General features: G+C 66.8%; 14 protein-coding genes. 4 read left to right on the top strand and 10 right to left on the bottom strand.

All coding sequences use genetic code 11. The features are described from left to right. Window positions 1-51: 51 nt before the first annotated feature. Complete coding sequence (locus P2869_RS22440) at window positions 52-735, bottom strand: LysE family translocator (RefSeq protein WP_277599607.1); 684 nt, start codon at window positions 733-735, stop codon at window positions 52-54. Between the two features lie 149 nt (window positions 736-884). Between P2869_RS22440 and P2869_RS22435 the strand changes: the two genes are divergently transcribed. The 4 genes from P2869_RS22435 (at window position 885) to P2869_RS22420 (ending at window position 4,395) form a co-directional block, all read left to right on the top strand. Beyond that, complete coding sequence (locus tag P2869_RS22435) at window positions 885-1,355, top strand: Lrp/AsnC family transcriptional regulator (RefSeq protein WP_026122149.1); 471 nt, start codon at window positions 885-887, stop codon at window positions 1,353-1,355. A 174-nt stretch (window positions 1,356-1,529) separates the two neighbouring features. Then, on the top strand, window positions 1,530-1,763 hold the full coding sequence (locus P2869_RS22430) for a hypothetical protein (RefSeq protein ID WP_042303213.1): 234 nt from the start codon (window positions 1,530-1,532) through the stop codon (window positions 1,761-1,763). A 237-nt stretch (window positions 1,764-2,000) separates the two neighbouring features. Continuing rightward, window positions 2,001-3,035, top strand: a complete 1,035-nt coding sequence (locus P2869_RS22425; protein ID WP_277599606.1) for a DUF72 domain-containing protein — start codon at window positions 2,001-2,003, stop codon at window positions 3,033-3,035. A 205-nt stretch (window positions 3,036-3,240) separates the two neighbouring features. Continuing rightward, window positions 3,241-4,395 carry a methyl-accepting chemotaxis protein gene (locus P2869_RS22420; RefSeq protein ID WP_277599605.1) on the top strand — a complete coding sequence of 385 codons (1,155 nt, stop codon included), beginning with the start codon at window positions 3,241-3,243 and terminating at the stop codon, window positions 4,393-4,395. Between the two features lie 40 nt (window positions 4,396-4,435). Here the strand turns inward: P2869_RS22420 and P2869_RS22415 are convergent, their stop codons facing one another. From P2869_RS22415 to cbiE, 9 genes are all read right to left on the bottom strand, one after another. Further along, window positions 4,436-5,119: a Fe2+-dependent dioxygenase gene (locus P2869_RS22415; protein WP_017778289.1), complete on the bottom strand. Its 684-nt coding sequence runs from the start codon at window positions 5,117-5,119 to the stop codon at window positions 4,436-4,438. 88 nt (window positions 5,120-5,207) lie between these two features. Further along, window positions 5,208-7,448 (bottom strand): TonB-dependent siderophore receptor, encoded by a 2,241-nt coding sequence (locus P2869_RS22410; protein WP_277599604.1) that lies wholly within the window; start codon window positions 7,446-7,448, stop codon window positions 5,208-5,210. A 355-nt stretch (window positions 7,449-7,803) separates the two neighbouring features. Continuing rightward, complete coding sequence (locus tag P2869_RS22405; protein WP_199541265.1) at window positions 7,804-8,172, bottom strand: hypothetical protein; 369 nt, start codon at window positions 8,170-8,172, stop codon at window positions 7,804-7,806. A 378-nt stretch (window positions 8,173-8,550) separates the two neighbouring features. Then, the gene (locus P2869_RS22400) at window positions 8,551-9,198 is read right to left on the bottom strand and encodes a DsbA family oxidoreductase (protein WP_017778286.1); all 648 of its coding nucleotides are present in this window, start codon (window positions 9,196-9,198) and stop codon (window positions 8,551-8,553) included. Between the two features lie 110 nt (window positions 9,199-9,308). Further along, window positions 9,309-10,874 (bottom strand): methyl-accepting chemotaxis protein, encoded by a 1,566-nt coding sequence (locus P2869_RS22395; protein ID WP_277599603.1) that lies wholly within the window; start codon window positions 10,872-10,874, stop codon window positions 9,309-9,311. A gap of 267 nt (window positions 10,875-11,141) precedes the next feature. Continuing rightward, window positions 11,142-11,882 carry a precorrin-4 C(11)-methyltransferase gene (cobM, locus tag P2869_RS22390; RefSeq protein WP_277599602.1) on the bottom strand — a complete coding sequence of 247 codons (741 nt, stop codon included), beginning with the start codon at window positions 11,880-11,882 and terminating at the stop codon, window positions 11,142-11,144. 27 nt (window positions 11,883-11,909) lie between these two features. Next, window positions 11,910-12,647 (bottom strand): cobalt-precorrin-6A reductase, encoded by a 738-nt coding sequence (locus tag P2869_RS22385; protein WP_277599601.1) that lies wholly within the window; start codon window positions 12,645-12,647, stop codon window positions 11,910-11,912. Then, the gene (locus P2869_RS22380) at window positions 12,644-13,747 is read right to left on the bottom strand and encodes a cobalt-precorrin-5B (C(1))-methyltransferase (protein WP_277599821.1); all 1,104 of its coding nucleotides are present in this window, start codon (window positions 13,745-13,747) and stop codon (window positions 12,644-12,646) included. Before P2869_RS22380 ends, P2869_RS22385 begins: the two co-directional genes overlap by 4 nt. Then, window positions 13,747-15,009, bottom strand: coding sequence for a precorrin-6y C5,15-methyltransferase (decarboxylating) subunit CbiE (gene cbiE, locus P2869_RS22375; protein ID WP_277599820.1), 1,263 nt, complete (start codon window positions 15,007-15,009; stop codon window positions 13,747-13,749). Before cbiE ends, P2869_RS22380 begins: the two co-directional genes overlap by 1 nt. Between the last annotated feature and the right edge of the window lie 49 nt (window positions 15,010-15,058).

Raw genomic sequence — 15,058 nt, 5'->3', positions numbered from 1 at the left:
TTGATCGCCCAAATCGCCTCAACAATCGCCTCAACAATCGCTTCAATCGCCTCAATCGAGCGAGAGTCGCACCGCGAACCCGATCAGCGCAGCGGAAAATGCCCAGCGCTGCGTAGTCTGCGCGAGTGGATGCGCGCGGACCCAGTTCGCGATGCGTGCCGCACCCAGCACGTAGAGGGCGTCGAAGCACGCGCCCATTGTGACCAGCACGACGCCCAGCTCCGTCACCTGAAACGCCACGGGGCCAGCGTCGGCACGCACGAACTGGGGCAATAGGACTGAGCAGAACAGCAGGGCCTTCGGGTTGAGCAGGTTCGTCAGCAGCCCCTTGACGAAGTCGACGCGCCGCGGCCGCTGCAGCGCCGCCGACACCGCGGCTGCGCTGGCCGCAGGCTGACGAGGCGTGGCCGCGCGACTATCGCCAGCTCCGGCCCCCGGCAACGCAAACACGGGCGAACGGAATATCTGCACGGCGACCCATGCCAGATAAACCGCGCCCGCATACCGCACCGCCTCGTAGAGCCAGGGTGCGTTGTGAAGCAGCGCGGCCACGCCGCACGCAGACAGCGTCACGTGCGTCGCGCGCGCCGTGCCCAGGCCGGCTGCGGCCGCGAGGCCGCTGCGCACGCCTCGTCCGATACTGGTTTGCAGGATCAAGGCCATGTCGGGGCCCGGCAAGGCATAGACAACGATCAGTGCGGCAACGAAGACGACCAGAAGGTGAGTGGAAACCATCGCAGAAAACCCCGGCAGGAACCCGTTTTGTCGGGCTCTATCTTGCTATCGCCACACGAGGGATGTCTGGCGACTTTCAGTCCGTGACCGGCTTCGCCTGGAGGAATACGCTAACATCCACACTTAATTTCGAGAATTCCATTTTCGCCGTGAACAACCCCGAACTCGACAGGATTGACCGCGCCATCCTCTCCGCCGTACAGGCGGATGGCCGCATCCCGAACGCGCGCCTCGCCGAAACGGTGGGGCTCAGCGAAACGCCCTGTGCTCGGCGTCTGAAACGACTCGAACAGGAAGGCTATATCGAGCGGTACCGGGCCATGCTCTCGCGCGAAGCGCTCGGGCTCGGTGTGGTGGCGTTCGTGTACGTGCGCTTCGCCGTCCACGACCGCGCGCTCGCCGACCGCTTCGAACGCGAGGTGTTGGCCATTCCCCGCATCCTGTCGTGTCATAACGTCTCGGGCAGTGCCGATTACATCCTGCAGGTCGTTGCCCGCGACCTGGACGACTACGGTACGTTCATGCGCGACGAGCTTCGCTGCCTGCCGGGCGTGACGTCCGTGGAATCGTCGCTGTCGCTGCGCGAAGTGAAGGCCAACGGCGGACTGCCCGTGCCGTGAGCAGCACGGGTTGGCGGCCGCGCCGCAGAGACCTTGCCGCCCTGCGGGCGGATCTCGTCGTCGCTCGCACCGTCGCCTTCCGCAGCGCGCCGCACGCCCGATCCACTCCGATCCACGGTCCCGCCGAACGCGGGCCGTTTTTCCCGAATCTGATTTGAACCTGACGGAGCATCCATGACACCCGAAGAAGCACGAGCCGAAGAAACCCGCGCAATGGACCGTGTGCTCGCGGCGACGCAGCGCGTCCACACCACCTTTGCCGCCCTTCAGTCCCAGTTTCCGCCCAAGGGCGACGGACGCCCGTCGCAACTCGCCTTGCAGACGTTCGACGCCGCGCTGGAGGAACTCGAAGAAGCCCAGGCAGCGTTCGACGAATTGCTGAACGACCTGCTTGACGGGAACCGCTGACCGGCATACCTGCCCGCCCCGGTCGCTTGCCAGCCGGCGAAGCACGATGGATCGAGCAGGCAGGTGACCGGAACCGATCCGGAGGTGCCCTGCGGGACAGACCGTTAGTTGCGAACAAACATTCGGGACGTCACGCCCCGATGCGCTCGCTCGCCAGCGAAACGCCGTCCGCGTTCACGCTGTCTCACCCGATATCCGGCGCCGGCGCGCCGCGATAAGGGAAACAAGGGGGACGGCATGAAAACCATCCGCATCGGCATTTCGGGTTGGCGCTATGCGCCGTGGCGCGGCGTGTTCTATCCGCCCGAACTGCGGCAGGCGCAGGAACTGCACTACGCCGCGCAGGCGTTGCCCACTATCGAAATCAACGGGTCGTTCTACAGCCTCATGCGCCCGTCCGATTACGCCGGGTTCTACGAGCAGACGCCGCCCGGCTTCGTCTTCGCCGTCAAGGCGCCGCGCTTCTTGACGCATCGGTTGCGCCTCAAGAACATCGAAGCCGCGTTTGGCAACTTCCTCGCATCGGGCGTCTTCGAACTCAAGGAAAAGCTGGGCGTCTTGCTCTGGCAGTTTCCGGGCTCGTTTCGGTTCGACGCCGAGCGCTTCGAGCACTTCTTCGCCCTGCTGCCGCGCGACACGCAAGCGGCGCTCGACTTCGCACGCGAGCATCACGATGAGCGCGTTGCCGGCCGCTCGACTCTGGCTATCGACCGCAAGCGGCCGCTGCGCCACGCCATCGAGATCCGGCACGAAAGCTTCCTCTGCGAAACCTTCGTCGATCTGCTGCGCCGCCATCGCATCGCACTCGTGTTCGCGCATTCCGCCGGCAAGTGGCCCTATGCCGAAGACGTGACGAGCGACTTCGTCTATCTGCGGCTGCATGGCAGCGAGCAGATGTACCACGGCGCCTATCCCGACGACGCCCTCGCCCGTTGGGCCGAACGGATCGCGGCCTGGCATGCGGGCGCGGAGCCCGCGGACGCCCGGCGCATCGGCCGCCCGGCACCGAAGCCGCGCGGCCAACGCGATGTCTTCTGCTATTTCGACAACGACGTGAAGGTGCGCGCACCGTTCGACGCGCGCCGCCTGATGACCCGCCTCGGGCTCGATGCGCACCTCCCGCCCCTGCCCGAATACGAAGGCAAAGCACCCCGCACGGGCAGCCGCCCGCCATCGCCGGCAAGCGACCGGGAAAGCAGACCGGAAAGCAGCCCAACAACCGGTCCAAAGACGGGCCCAGAAAGCGCCCCGCCAAGCCGCCGCGCGAATTGACTAAACGATCGCTTATGCATCGCCCGAAAAAACGCTGCAAGTCTGTTGCACGCTTCGCGTAAACCCCCGTGAGTCGCCGTCCCCCGCCTTGCCGTAATAACGCGTAGATGCTGGCCGGCCGCGGAATGGAACATCGCGCCGATGCCTCGCGCGCCACTCGAGCCGCGTGCCTGGCAGCCTTTATAAAAGCGTGACCGAGGTGACTGTGATCCGACTCTCCAATTTCCGTCTCACGACGCGTATTTCCGCAGGCTTCGCCGCAATGATCCTGCTCGTGCTCTGCGCGAGCGGCGCCGCGCTATGGGCGGTGCAACTCGCCAGTTCGGAGCACGCCGCGGGCACCGCCACAAGCACAGCGGCGAGCGCGCTCGTGCCGGTGGTGATCGTGTCGTCGGGGCTGGCGGTCGCGGTAGGCGTGATGCTTGGCTGGGGCATCCGGCGCGCCATCAAGACGCCGGTCGAGGGCGTGGTCGCTACCGTGGGCCGCATTGCGGGCGGCGATCTGGCGACGAAGATCGAATCGGCCGGTCGCGACGAAATCGCGTGGCTCAACTACGAACTCAACATGATGCGCAAGAAGCTCCAGTCGACTATCGCCGAAGTCCGACAGTCCGCGGAGACGGTGGCGCAGGCCTCGTGCGAGATCGCCGCCGGCAACAACGACTTGAGCACGCGCACCGAGCAGCAGGCACTGAGCCTGCAGCGCACGGCGCACTCCATCGCCGCGCTCACGGACGCCGTGAAGAACAACGCCGAGCACGCCGCGCAGGCCAACGAACTGGTCGCCTCCGCGAGCGAAGTGGCTACCGAAGGCGGGCGCACGATGAGCGAAGTCGTCGCGACGATGGGCGAGATCAACACGAGCGCGACGAAGATCGGCGACATCATCAGCGTGATCGACAGCATCGCGTTCCAGACCAACATCCTCGCGCTCAACGCCGCGGTGGAAGCCGCCCGCGCCGGCGAGCAGGGCCGCGGCTTCGCCGTGGTCGCAACCGAGGTGCGCGCGCTCGCGCAGCGCAGCGCCACGGCAGCCAAGGAGATCAACGAGCTCATCAGCCGCTCCGTGGAGCGCATCGAAACGGGTGTGCGGCTCGTGGACGTGGCCGGCCGCACCATGGAAGAGATCGTGAAGAGCGTGAAGCAGGCCGAGCAGATCATGGGCGAGATCAGCACGGCCACGACCGCGCAGCGCACCGGCATCGAGCAGATTCACACCGAGATCGCGCAGATCGATAACGCCACGCAGCAGAACGCGGCGCTCGTCGAGCAGGCGTCGGCGGCGGCCGGGTCGCTGCAGGAACAGTCGCAAACGCTGGCCGAAGCCGTGAAGATCTTTCAGGTGAAGAAAGCCGGCTGAGACGCAGGCGGCTTGCCCGTCTAGTCCTACCGGTTCAGGCCTACGTCTCGCTCCAGAGTCGCAGCAGGTTGTGATAACAGCCAACGAGGCTGCGGCGCGCCGCGTCGTCCGCGCCCGTCGCGTTGAGGCGCTGGATCGCCGTGTCCATGTCGAACAGCAGCGCGCGCTGCGTGTCGCTGCGCACGAGGCTTTGCACCCAGAAGAAACTCGCGAGCCGCGTGCCGCGCGTGACCGGCGTCACCTGATGCAGGCTCGTTGCGGGATACACCACCATGTGCCCGGCCGGCAGCTTGACCTGATGCATGCCGTAGGTGTCTTCGATCACGAGTTCGCCGCCGTCGTATTCGTCGGGGTCGCACAGGAAGAGCGTCGCCGAAACGTCGGTGCGCAGCTTCACGCCGTTCGGCAGCACGCGCACCGCGCCGTCGACGTGACTGCCGAACGTCATCCCGCTCTCGTAGCGATTGAAGAGCGGCGGATACACCTGATTCGGCAGCGCCGCGCTGATGAAGAGCGGATTGCACTCGATGGCGCCCACGATCACGTCGCCCAGTTCGCGCGCCACCGGCGAATGCTCGGCGATCTGCTGGTTGCGCTTCACGGGCGCGCCCTGATAGCCCGCTGTCGCGCGGCCATCCACCCACGCGTCGCCTGCGCCTTCCAGACGCTCGCGCACGTAGCGCACCTGGTCGGCGGTCAAAACATCGGGAATGGGCAGCAGCATGGGTGGACCTTCGATACAGATTGAATGACGCCCGCCGCATTCAGAGGCGAGCTTGAAAGCGCGTTCAAAACCGGCTTCAGAACCGGCTTCAGAACCGGTAATTCGCCGTCGCCAGCAGCGTGCGCCCGATGCCCGGCACCGACCGGCCCCCGTCCGACTGAATCAGCGCGTCGTAGTAGCGCTTGTTCGTCAGATTCAGCACGTTCAACTGCACGTCGTAGCGCTTCGTGTGATAACCCGCCATCGCGTCCCAGCGCGTATAACCGCCCACCTCGACGAGATTCGTGTTCGCCGCATAGCGCGCGGACATGTAGGTCGGCCCGCCGCCAATCTGCCAGTGCGGCGTGATCGCATACGTGCTCCACAACGTCAGCGTGTTGCGCGGCGTATTGGCCGGCACGTGGCCCTGGGTGCCGTCGCGTGCGGAGACGATGCGCGCGTCCATGTACGTGTAACCCGCGAAGATCTGCCAGCGCTCCGTGAGGCGGCCCGTCGCGCTCGCCTGGAAACCGTTCACGCGCACGTCGCCGTCGAGCGTGTATTCCGTCGACGACACCTGGGTTCGCGCGTTGCGCTTTTCCTGCTGGAACAGCGCCGAGGTCAGCGAGAGGTTGCCGTTCAGCAGGTCCCACTTGCTGCCCACTTCGAACGAACGCGTCGTTTCGGGCGGCAGGTTCTGCGTGAGGTTCGTGACCGTGAGCGCTTCCAGCGACGGATTGAACGACGTGCCGTACGACGCGTAATACGACTGCCAGTCGCTCGGCTGCCAGATCACACCGCCGCGCACGCTCGTGTAGTTGTTGGTCTGCGCGGCATACGAAGGCGCGTTGATGGTGTTCGAGATGTGCGCTTGGTAGCGGTCCCAGCGCAGCCCGCCCACCACCTTCCAGTGCTGGCCGAGCGAGACCGTGTCGTTGACGTAGGTCCCAATCGAATTCGCCGACGACGACGCATAGTTTCCCTTCGTCGTGGTCACGCCGGCCGGATCGGACAGATAGACCGGATCGATCAGCGACACCACGGGCAGGTTGCCGCGCGTGTAGGCCTGGTTCGAGTAAGTCTCGTGGCCCAGTTCGACGCCCGCGATCAGGTCGTGCGCGACGGGGCCAGTCGTGAATTTGTACTGCGCCATCGTGTCGTTGTAGATGGCGTGGTTCTGGATCACGCGGTCATGGCTTTGCAGCTTCACGTACAACTGGCTCAGCGGAATCTGCGTGTAGTTGCCGTTCGAGAGCGCGGTGCTCGTGGCGAGCGGCCCCGTGAGCACCGCCTGCGGCGCGGTTTCGCGCGCGTCCGTCATGGAGTGCGAAATCTGCGTGCGGTTGGTGATCGTGAAGTGGTCGTTGAAGCGGTGCTTGATGCTCGCGTTGAACGTCTGCACGTCCTGGATCGTGCGGTCCGACGTGATGCCGTAATACGTGTTGCGCGACACGGGCGCGGGATGGCCGTTGAGCGGCGGCACGCCGTAGTCGGGCTGATCGTAGTTGTGCTGGATGAGCGCGGACAGCGTGATCTCGGTGGGCGTGCCGATACCGAAGCGCGCTTCGGGCGCAAAGCCGTAGTCCTTGTTGTGCATCTCGTCGCGACTCGAGCCGAGCGATTGGCCGAACGCATTGAGCCGGATCGCCGACGTATCCGTGAGCGGCCGGTTCACGTCGACTGCGGTGCGGTAGCGGTCGTCGGTGCCGATCATCGTGGAAATTTCCGCCGAGGGCGTGAGATTCGCCTTCTTCGTGACCTGGTTGATGACGCCGCCCGTGGAGCCGCGGCCGAACAGCATCGACGAAGGCCCGTACAGCACTTCCACGGCTTCCAGGTCGAACGTGTCGCGATAGTACTGGTTGCGGTCGCGAAAGCCGTCCAGGTAGATGTCGTTTTGCGCCGTGAAGCCGCGCAGGTTCACGTTGTTGCCGATCTGCCCGCCCTCCGCGCCGCCGATCGTCACGCCCGGCGCGTTGCGCAGCGCGTCCTGAAACGACGTGGCGGCCTGAGAGTTGAGCAGCGCCTTGTTGATGACGGTAACGGTCTGAGGAATGTCCCGCAGCGACGTGGGCGTCTTCGCGCCCACGGTCGCGCGGTCGGCCTGGAAGTCGTGCTGGTCGGTGGCGCTGGACACCACGACAGCAGGCAAAGTGCCTTCGCTGGCAAGCTGGGTGCCGTCCTTCGCCTGGGCGCTGGTGGTGCTGGTGGTGCTTGTAGCGCTGCGCGTTCCACTGGCGCCGGCAGGCACCGCAGCCGCAGCGGATGAGGTTTGAGCGGACGCGTGCGTGGCGGCCGATGTGACGCACAGCAGTGCCATCGCTGTGGCCAGCGGCTTCTTGTCGAACATGGAATCCCCGTCGAAGATGAACACGCGCCAACCGGTCGAACGAAACCGGGGGCGGCGCGATGCTGGCTGGCGGGGCGACCTTTACGCGCGGAGCGAAGGTGCGAGGCTGGCTACGATTAGTTTTGCGTTGCGATCATCGGACGATGCGCGGCATGTCGCCACGCATCCAGATGCGAATCGTTATCATTACACGCGTTTCAAAATCTTTCAAGCCTTCGGCTGGTGCTTGACGAAAACGAGGCCACGGCGGAACGGCGGCAATGCCCCTTCACGGCGTCGAGCCTTCGAGCCTTCACGGATTCAAGCCTTCAAGCCGATCTTCGGCAAATCCCGCCGGCAACCGCACGCAGCCCGCCTACCGTGCCGCGTCGCGCGTAGTCTGCTGCACGGGCGGCAGCGCGGAAAGCGAGGACGAGCAGGCCTGCAGCGCCGCCATCGCTTTTCGCGCGACGGCCAGCGTTTCCTGGCACACGAGCGGGCGCACCGAGTGCGGACAGCCGCCGTCCGCATCGATTCGAGCCAGCGCGTCGCGCACTTTGCCGAGTGCCGCCTCAGGCGAACCGGCGTCCTTGACGAGGTGGGCAATGTCGAATGCGCTGCCCGAAGGCAGTTCGACGTAAGCGGGACATGCCGATTTGGCGAAGGCGTCCGTCACCGGCATGGCAACGAGGAAAACGGCCGCGCACCAGACTGGAACGCGCGACCCGTCGGGAATGTCTTGCATGATTCGCCGCTCCCGTCCGTGATGCCCGGCCCGACGGGCCGGCGCACGCGCCGCAGAGGCCGGCGGCGCAAACCCTGGCGGCCGGCGGCAAGGCCTGACCGCAGCCCACTGCGCTCCGGCGAAGGGTCCACGCCGAAGCGAGCCATGCTCAATGCATTCTAAGAGACCGTGCCGACAATTCAACGTCGCGACGGACGCTTTGTGCGGTGACGCACTCTGCAAAGCGCTTTGCAGTGCGTTTGCAGACGGTCTGCAAACGCTTTGAAGACATCTCGCGCCGTGCTCGCCACATGGGCGCAAGAGCCGCATTTGTCGTACCCGACAGGGCACGCAGAGCGCTGGAGACCCGCCGCAGATCACGGCCGCTTCACAACCCCATCAAGCCTGCGCCTCCGCCAGCACCTGCCGCACCACCTGCTCGAACGCTTCCACCGGCTGGCCGCCTGTCACGAGATAGCGGCCGTTGAAAATGATGGACGGCACCGACTGAATGCCCATCGACTGGTACTGCGCTTCTTCCGCACGCACCTCGTCGGCGTAGGCGCCGCTTTGCAGCACCTGGCGCGCCGCGTCGGCGTCGAGCCCCACCGATCGCGCCGCCTCCACCAGCACTTCGTGATCGCTCGGGTCTTTGCCTTCGCCGTGATAGGCGCGCAGCAGCGCGAGCTTGAGCGGCAACTGCTTACCTTCGATGCCGGCCCAGTGCAACAGCCGGTGCCCGTCGAACGTGTTGTAGACGCGCGTGCGCGGACCGAAGGTGAAGCCCACGCTCTCGCCGCGCTCGCCGATCATCGTCTGGGTCTCGGCGATCTGCTCGGGCGTACGGCCATATTTCTTGCCGAGATAGTCCACAATGGCCTCGCCGCCCGGGCCCATCTGCGGATTCAGTTCGAAGGGATGCATCACGACCTGCGCGTCCACCTCGTTGCCCAGGCGTGCGAGCGCAAGTTGAAGCGAAGAAAGGCCGACGGCGCACCACGGGCACGCGATATCGGAGACGAAATCGATTCTGAGCGGTTGGGTCATTGCGTTCCTGAAAGCGATAGCGGTTGCGGCCGCGCCCTGTGCGCAGCGTGAGGCGCACAGGTTAACCGGAATCGCCGCAGGCCGCAGAACGCGTCCGTACACCTATGCGCTCACGCCATCGCCTCGTCCCGCACGTTGAACTGCGCGACGGCCTCATAGAGCCGCGCGCTCTGCGCTTCCAGCGAGAGCGCCGCCGCCGATGCTTCCTCCACGAGCGCCGCGTTGCGCTGCATCGTCTGCTCCATCTGCGTCACGGTGGCGTTCACCTGTTCGATGCCGGCGGACTGTTCGTCGGAGGCGAGGCTGATCTCGTTCATGATCGTGTTCACGCGCGCCACCGCATCGACGAGCGCGCTCATTGTCGAACCCGCCTGTGTGACGAGCTTGCTGCCGTCCTCCACCCGCTGCGTCGAGTCGCCGATCAGTTCCTTGATCTCCTTGGCCGCCGATGCACAGCGCTGCGCGAGCCCGCGCACTTCGGCCGCGACCACGGCGAAGCCCCGGCCCTGCTCGCCCGCACGCGCCGCCTCCACCGCGGCGTTGAGCGCGAGGATGTTGGTCTGGAACGCGATGCTTTCGATCACGCTCACGATGCCCGCGATCTTCGACGCGCTCTCCGAAATCGAGCCCATCGTCGATACGGCGCGCTGCATGGCATCGCCGCCGCGCGAGGCGAGATCTGCGGCGCCCGCGGCATGGCTGCGCGCGTCGCGCGCGTTGTCGGCGTTCTGGCGCACCGCCGCCGTCAGTTGCTCGACGCTCGCGGCCGCCTGCTGGAGCGAAACCGCCTGCTGTTCCGTGCGAGCGGAAAGGTCGACGTTGCCGCTCGCAATCGCGCGCACGTCGCCCACGATGGTGTGTGCGCTCGTGCGCACCTGCAGCACGGTCTTCGCGAGCCCTGTCTGCATCTGCTTCAGGGCGTCGAGCAGGTACGCCATCTCGTTTCGGCGCGTCGCCACCACGTGAGCGGTGAGGTCACCCTGCGCGATCTTCTGGAAGTGATCCACCGCGAGATGAATGGGCCCCACCACCGCCTTTGCGAGCGCGCGCTGCGCCACCACGCCGATCACGAGCGCGAAGAGCGCCACGCCCGCCATGCCGCCCACAAGCTTGCGCAGGCGCGCATCCGCCGCTTCGTAGCGGGCTTTTTCGCGCGCCACCTGGAAGTCTTCGAGCGCGCCGATGGCCTGCTGGTAGGACGCGAAAAGCGCGGGCGGCATCTCGCGCTGGGTCTGGAGAAAATTGAACGTGTCGTCCTGATCGAGCTGCGCGAGCGCCTTCGTGACCACCTGATCGAGCAGCGCCTGGCGGTGTTGCTGCAGCGTGGCGACGAGCGCCTGTTCCGCCGCGTCGGCCGCATGCAGGCGCGTGTAGGCGTCGAGTTCCGCATTGCTTTGCGCGAGCAGTTCATGCAGCCGCGCAATCGCCTCTTTCGCCGGTTGCCCCGCGCTCAGCATCTGCCCCACGTCGCCCAGCGCGCCGCGCAGCACGAGCATGCGTTCGGAACTGGTTTTCAGATGCAGCAGCGCAGCCGTATCGTCGCGATACATGGCTTCGAGCGAGGCGTTGCCCGCATAGAGCCCGGCGATGCAGGCGCCGACCACGAGCATGAGCAGGACGGTATAGCCGCCGATGGTCGCGGCCAGCCCGCCGCGGATGGTGAGTTGTTTTCGCATGACGTGCCCTGAAGCGCCGGCCGGCGCATGCCGGCTGGGCGCGGGATACCCCGGTTCGGATGAACGAGCTGCGTGTGGCGCCCGGTAATCGAACGAAGAATCGAACACGTGTCGAACGATTGATCGCGGGGCCCAATCGGGATGACGTCAGAACACGTCAGGAAATTTTGCGCGCATCCGACATGGATATGACGAATTGCGCCAGCGGCGCACGGGCTGGGCTCAGTCAGATGCGTCGGCGAGATGCGTTGGCGCCCTGCCCAACCTTCATTGACCGCCGGTCAGCGCCCTGGCATACAGCGACGAATCGGCGAAGCCTTCCGCAGCCAGCACGCGGCCCACGAGAATCAGCGCCGTGCGTTCGATGTCGGTCTGCCCGACTTTCCCCGCGATGTCGGCGAGCGTGCCCGTCACGCGTTCCTCGTCCGGCCAGCTCGCGCGGTAGATCACCGCGACGGGGCAGTCCGCGCCGTAGTGGGGCAGCAGTTCGTCGACGATGCGCGCCATGTGACGCACGCCCAGATGAATCGCCAGGGTGGACCGATGACGCGCGAGGTCGCCTAGCTGCTCGCCCTCGGGCATCGCGGTCTTCGTTGCATAGCGCGTGAGAATCAGCGTCTGCGAGATGCCGGGTAACGTGAGTTCGCAGCCGAGCGCCGCCGCGCACGCCGCCGTCGCCGTCACGCCCGGCACGATTTCGTAGGGAATGCCGAGCGCGCGGATGCGGCGAACCTGCTCGCCGATCGCGCCATAGAGCGACGGGTCGCCCGAATGCACGCGCGCCACGTGCTGCCCGTTTCGATGCGCCTCAGCGAGCAGCGCGACGATCGTATCGAGGTCGAGATCCGCCGTATTGACCACGCGTTCAGCCGTGTTGCCCGCGAGCACGGCGGGCGGCACGAGCGACCCCGCATACAGGATCACGGGACAACTGCGCACGAGCCGCTGCCCCTTGACCGTGATGAGTTCGGGGTCGCCTGGCCCCGCACCGATGAAGTACACCGTCATTCGTTCGCTCCGTGATGATTCGTCGGATTACCACCGGTGCGCGGCGCGCCACGCGCGGATGGCGTCGAGCAGCGCTGCTGCGTCGTCGAACGCGCGGTCCGCTTCGGGCAGCGTGGGACGCTGCAGCAGGATCACCGGCAAGCCGCGTTCGCGCGCCACGTCGAGCTTCGCTTCGGTCGCGACGCCACCGCTGTTCTTGCTGACCACGACGTCGGTACCGCACTCGTCGAACAACGCACGTTCGCCTTCCAACGTGAACGGACCGCGCGCGCCGATCACGCGGCAACGCGCGTTGCCGGCATGCGCGTCGAGGCAGCGCACGGTCCAGTATTGATGCGCGGGAATTTCGTCGAGACGCGCGAGCGGCTCGCGCCCCGAGGTGAAGAGAGGCCGCGCGAACGGCGCGAGCGCCGCCATCAGTTCGGACCAGTTGCGCACAAAACGCCAGTCGTCGTGCGGCCCCGGCTGCCATGCGGAACGCCGCAGCGCCCAGCACGGCACGCGAGCCGTGCGGCACGCCGCGACCGCATGCCCGCTGATGTTCGCCGCATACGGATGCGTCGCATCGACCACGAGGTCCATGCGCTGCTCGCGCAGATACCGCGCGAGCCCGTCGCTGCCGCCGAAGCCGCCCACGCGCACCTGGCATGCCAGATCGCCGGGCACCTTGCCGAGTCCCACGAGGCTATAGACGTCGTCGCGCGCCAGACCTCGCGCGATCCTGAGCGCATCGCCCGTTCCGCCGAGCAGTAACAGGCGCTTCATCGTGCTTCGCCGACGAAGCGGCCCTCGCGGTTGATGGCGAACATTTCCACGGCGACTTCGGGCGGCACGATGCCGCGCGCCACCTCGAGCGCCTCGCGGCACACGATGTCCCCCAGCGCGATGCCCTCTGCCTGCGCAAGCGCGAGCGCCTGCTGGCTCGTGTTGGCCGCGCGCATCGCGGCCTGCAGTTCGTCGCTCGCGCCGTGTTCGGCGGCCCATTGCGCGAGCAGCGGCAAATCGATGCTCGACTGCCGGCTGTGCAGATCGAGGTGCCCGGCGGCGAGCTTGCTCAACTTGCCGAATCCACCGCACAGGCTGAGCCGGGCGACGGGCGCGCGACGCAGATGCTTGAGCACGGCGCCCGCGAAGTCGCCCATTTCGATCAGCGCCATGTCGGGCAGGCCGTAGCGGCGACGCATGGCGTCTTCGCTCGCGTTGCCCGTGCAGGCGGCGATATGCGTGATGCCGTTGGCGCGCGCCACGTCGATGCCTTGATGGATCGACGCGATGTAGGCCGAGCACGAGAACGGCCGCACGATGCCCGTGGTGCCGAGAATCGAGAGCCCGCCCACGATGCCGAGCCGCGGGTTCATGGTCTTGAGCGCGAGAGCCTCGCCGCCTTCCACGCCGATCGCCACCTCGAAGCCGCCCGTGTACGCATACTGCGCCGCGAGTTGCGCGAGGTGGTCGCGCATCATCTGGCGCGGCACGGGATTGATCGCAGGTTCGCCGACGGGCACGACGAGCCCGGCGCGCGTCACGGTGCCCACGCCGGGCGCCGCGTGAAAGCGCACGCCGGGTTCCGTGCTCAATCGCACGCGCGCGAAGACCACCGCGCCGTGCGTGACGTCGGGGTCGTCGCCGGCATCTTTCACGGTGCCGGCTTCGGCACCCTCGGCGCCATCATGACCGTTCACGAAGCGGCAGTACTTGAGCTTCATCGCAACGTGCTGCCCCTTCGGCAAGACGATTTCAGCCACATCACCTGTCTCGCCGCCCAGCAGCAGACGCGCCGCCGCGAGCGACGTTGCCGTCGCACAGCTTCCCGTGGTGTAGCCGCTGCGCAGTGGCCGCGGCGTTTCAGACGTTTCGTCGCGCATCATCGTTGCTCGCCGTTGCGAGCGGTCGCGCCGCCATCATGGGGTAAAGGGGGTAAAGGCTTCGTGACTTCGTAGAGCGTGACCGGCAGCGCCGGCCGCCATGTGTCGAAGCTGCCCAGCGGCAGCGCCTCGTTGAGTGCGATGCGCGTGAGCGTGCCGCCGCAACGGTCGCGCCATGCCACGAGCGCAGCATCGCCCTGCAACGTCACCGCGTTGGCCACGAGCCGGCCGCCTTCGCGCAGGTTCGACCAGCACGCCTCCAGCACGCCGGGCACGGTCACGCCGCCGCCGATGAACACGGCATCGGGTGCCGGCAAGCCAGCCAGCGCATCGGGCGCACGGCCCGCCACCAGCACGAGCCCGGGCACGCCGAGCGCGTCGCGATTGTGCTCGATGAAACGCTGGCGCCCCGCATCGGCTTCGATAGCAAGGGCGCGACATGCGGGATGCGCGCGCATCCATTCGATACCGATCGAGCCGCTGCCCGCGCCCACGTCCCAGAGCAGTTCGCCGGGACGCGGCGCGAGACGCGCGAGTGTGATGGCGCGTACGTCGCGCCTGGTGAGTTGGCCGTCGTTGAGAAAAGCGTCGTCGGGAAGACCGCAGGTGAGCGGCAACGAACGCGCGTGGGTGGCCTCGCACGCGAGGGCTACGACGTTGAGCGCGGCCACGTCCTTTGCTTCGTCGGTCTGCCAGGCGGTTGCGCGCGTGTCGATGCGCCGTTCGCGATCGCCGCCCAGATGCTCGAACACGTGCATGCGCGTGGCACCGAACCCGCGCTCGCACAGCAGCGCCGCGATGGCGGCCGGCGAGCCGCCGTCGCGGCTCAGCACGAAGATGCGCGCGCCGTCGTGAAGATGCGCATTCAGTGCCGCAAGCGGGCGGCCCACCAGCGACACCACCGCCACTTCCTGCAACGCCCACCCGAGCCGCGCCGCCGCGAGCGAGAGCGACGACGGCGCCGGCAGCACGCGCCATTCGTCGGCGGGCAATGCCCGCGCGAGCGTAGCGCCTACGCCGTACAGCATGGGATCGCCGCTCGCGAGCACGCACACCGGCTTGCCGCGACGCGCGAGCACCGGTGCAATGTCAAACGGCGAGGGCCAGGGCTCGCGTTGCGCCCCAATGCGCGCGGGCAGCATGGCGAGGTGCCGCTCGCCACCCACCACCACATCTGCTTCGAGCAACGCGCGCCGCGCGGCTCGGCCGAGCCCGGCAAACCCGTCTTCCCCTACCCCCACCACCGTCAGCCAGGCCGGCATCGCATCGTTTCCTTTGAGCTTGATCAGTGCCGCCTCGCCTTCGCTTGTT

This window comes from Paraburkholderia sp. SUR17 (assembly GCF_029536165.1).
In the GTDB taxonomy this organism is placed as follows: domain Bacteria; phylum Pseudomonadota; class Gammaproteobacteria; order Burkholderiales; family Burkholderiaceae; genus Paraburkholderia; species Paraburkholderia kururiensis.
This window is presented reverse-complemented; position numbering and strand designations above follow the sequence as displayed.

What these genes read in the sequence shown, in the direction of transcription:
- P2869_RS22440 (WP_277599607.1), bottom strand. Translation starts at nt 735, where the DNA reads ATGGTTTCCACTCACCTTCTGGTCGTCTTCGTTGCCGCACTGATCGTT.
- P2869_RS22430 (WP_042303213.1), top strand. Translation starts at nt 1,530, where the DNA reads ATGACACCCGAAGAAGCACGAGCCGAAGAAACCCGCGCAATGGACCGT.
- P2869_RS22425 (WP_277599606.1), top strand. Translation starts at nt 2,001, where the DNA reads ATGAAAACCATCCGCATCGGCATTTCGGGTTGGCGCTATGCGCCGTGG.
- P2869_RS22415 (WP_017778289.1), bottom strand. Translation starts at nt 5,119, where the DNA reads ATGCTGCTGCCCATTCCCGATGTTTTGACCGCCGACCAGGTGCGCTAC.
- P2869_RS22410 (WP_277599604.1), bottom strand. Translation starts at nt 7,448, where the DNA reads ATGTTCGACAAGAAGCCGCTGGCCACAGCGATGGCACTGCTGTGCGTC.
- P2869_RS22405 (WP_199541265.1), bottom strand. Translation starts at nt 8,172, where the DNA reads ATGCAAGACATTCCCGACGGGTCGCGCGTTCCAGTCTGGTGCGCGGCC.
- P2869_RS22400 (WP_017778286.1), bottom strand. Translation starts at nt 9,198, where the DNA reads ATGACCCAACCGCTCAGAATCGATTTCGTCTCCGATATCGCGTGCCCG.
- P2869_RS22395 (WP_277599603.1), bottom strand. Translation starts at nt 10,874, where the DNA reads ATGCGAAAACAACTCACCATCCGCGGCGGGCTGGCCGCGACCATCGGC.
- cobM (WP_277599602.1), bottom strand. Translation starts at nt 11,882, where the DNA reads ATGACGGTGTACTTCATCGGTGCGGGGCCAGGCGACCCCGAACTCATC.
- P2869_RS22385 (WP_277599601.1), bottom strand. Translation starts at nt 12,647, where the DNA reads ATGAAGCGCCTGTTACTGCTCGGCGGAACGGGCGATGCGCTCAGGATC.
- P2869_RS22380 (WP_277599821.1), bottom strand. Translation starts at nt 13,747, where the DNA reads ATGCGCGACGAAACGTCTGAAACGCCGCGGCCACTGCGCAGCGGCTAC.
- cbiE (WP_277599820.1), bottom strand. Translation starts at nt 15,009, where the DNA reads ATGCCGGCCTGGCTGACGGTGGTGGGGGTAGGGGAAGACGGGTTTGCC.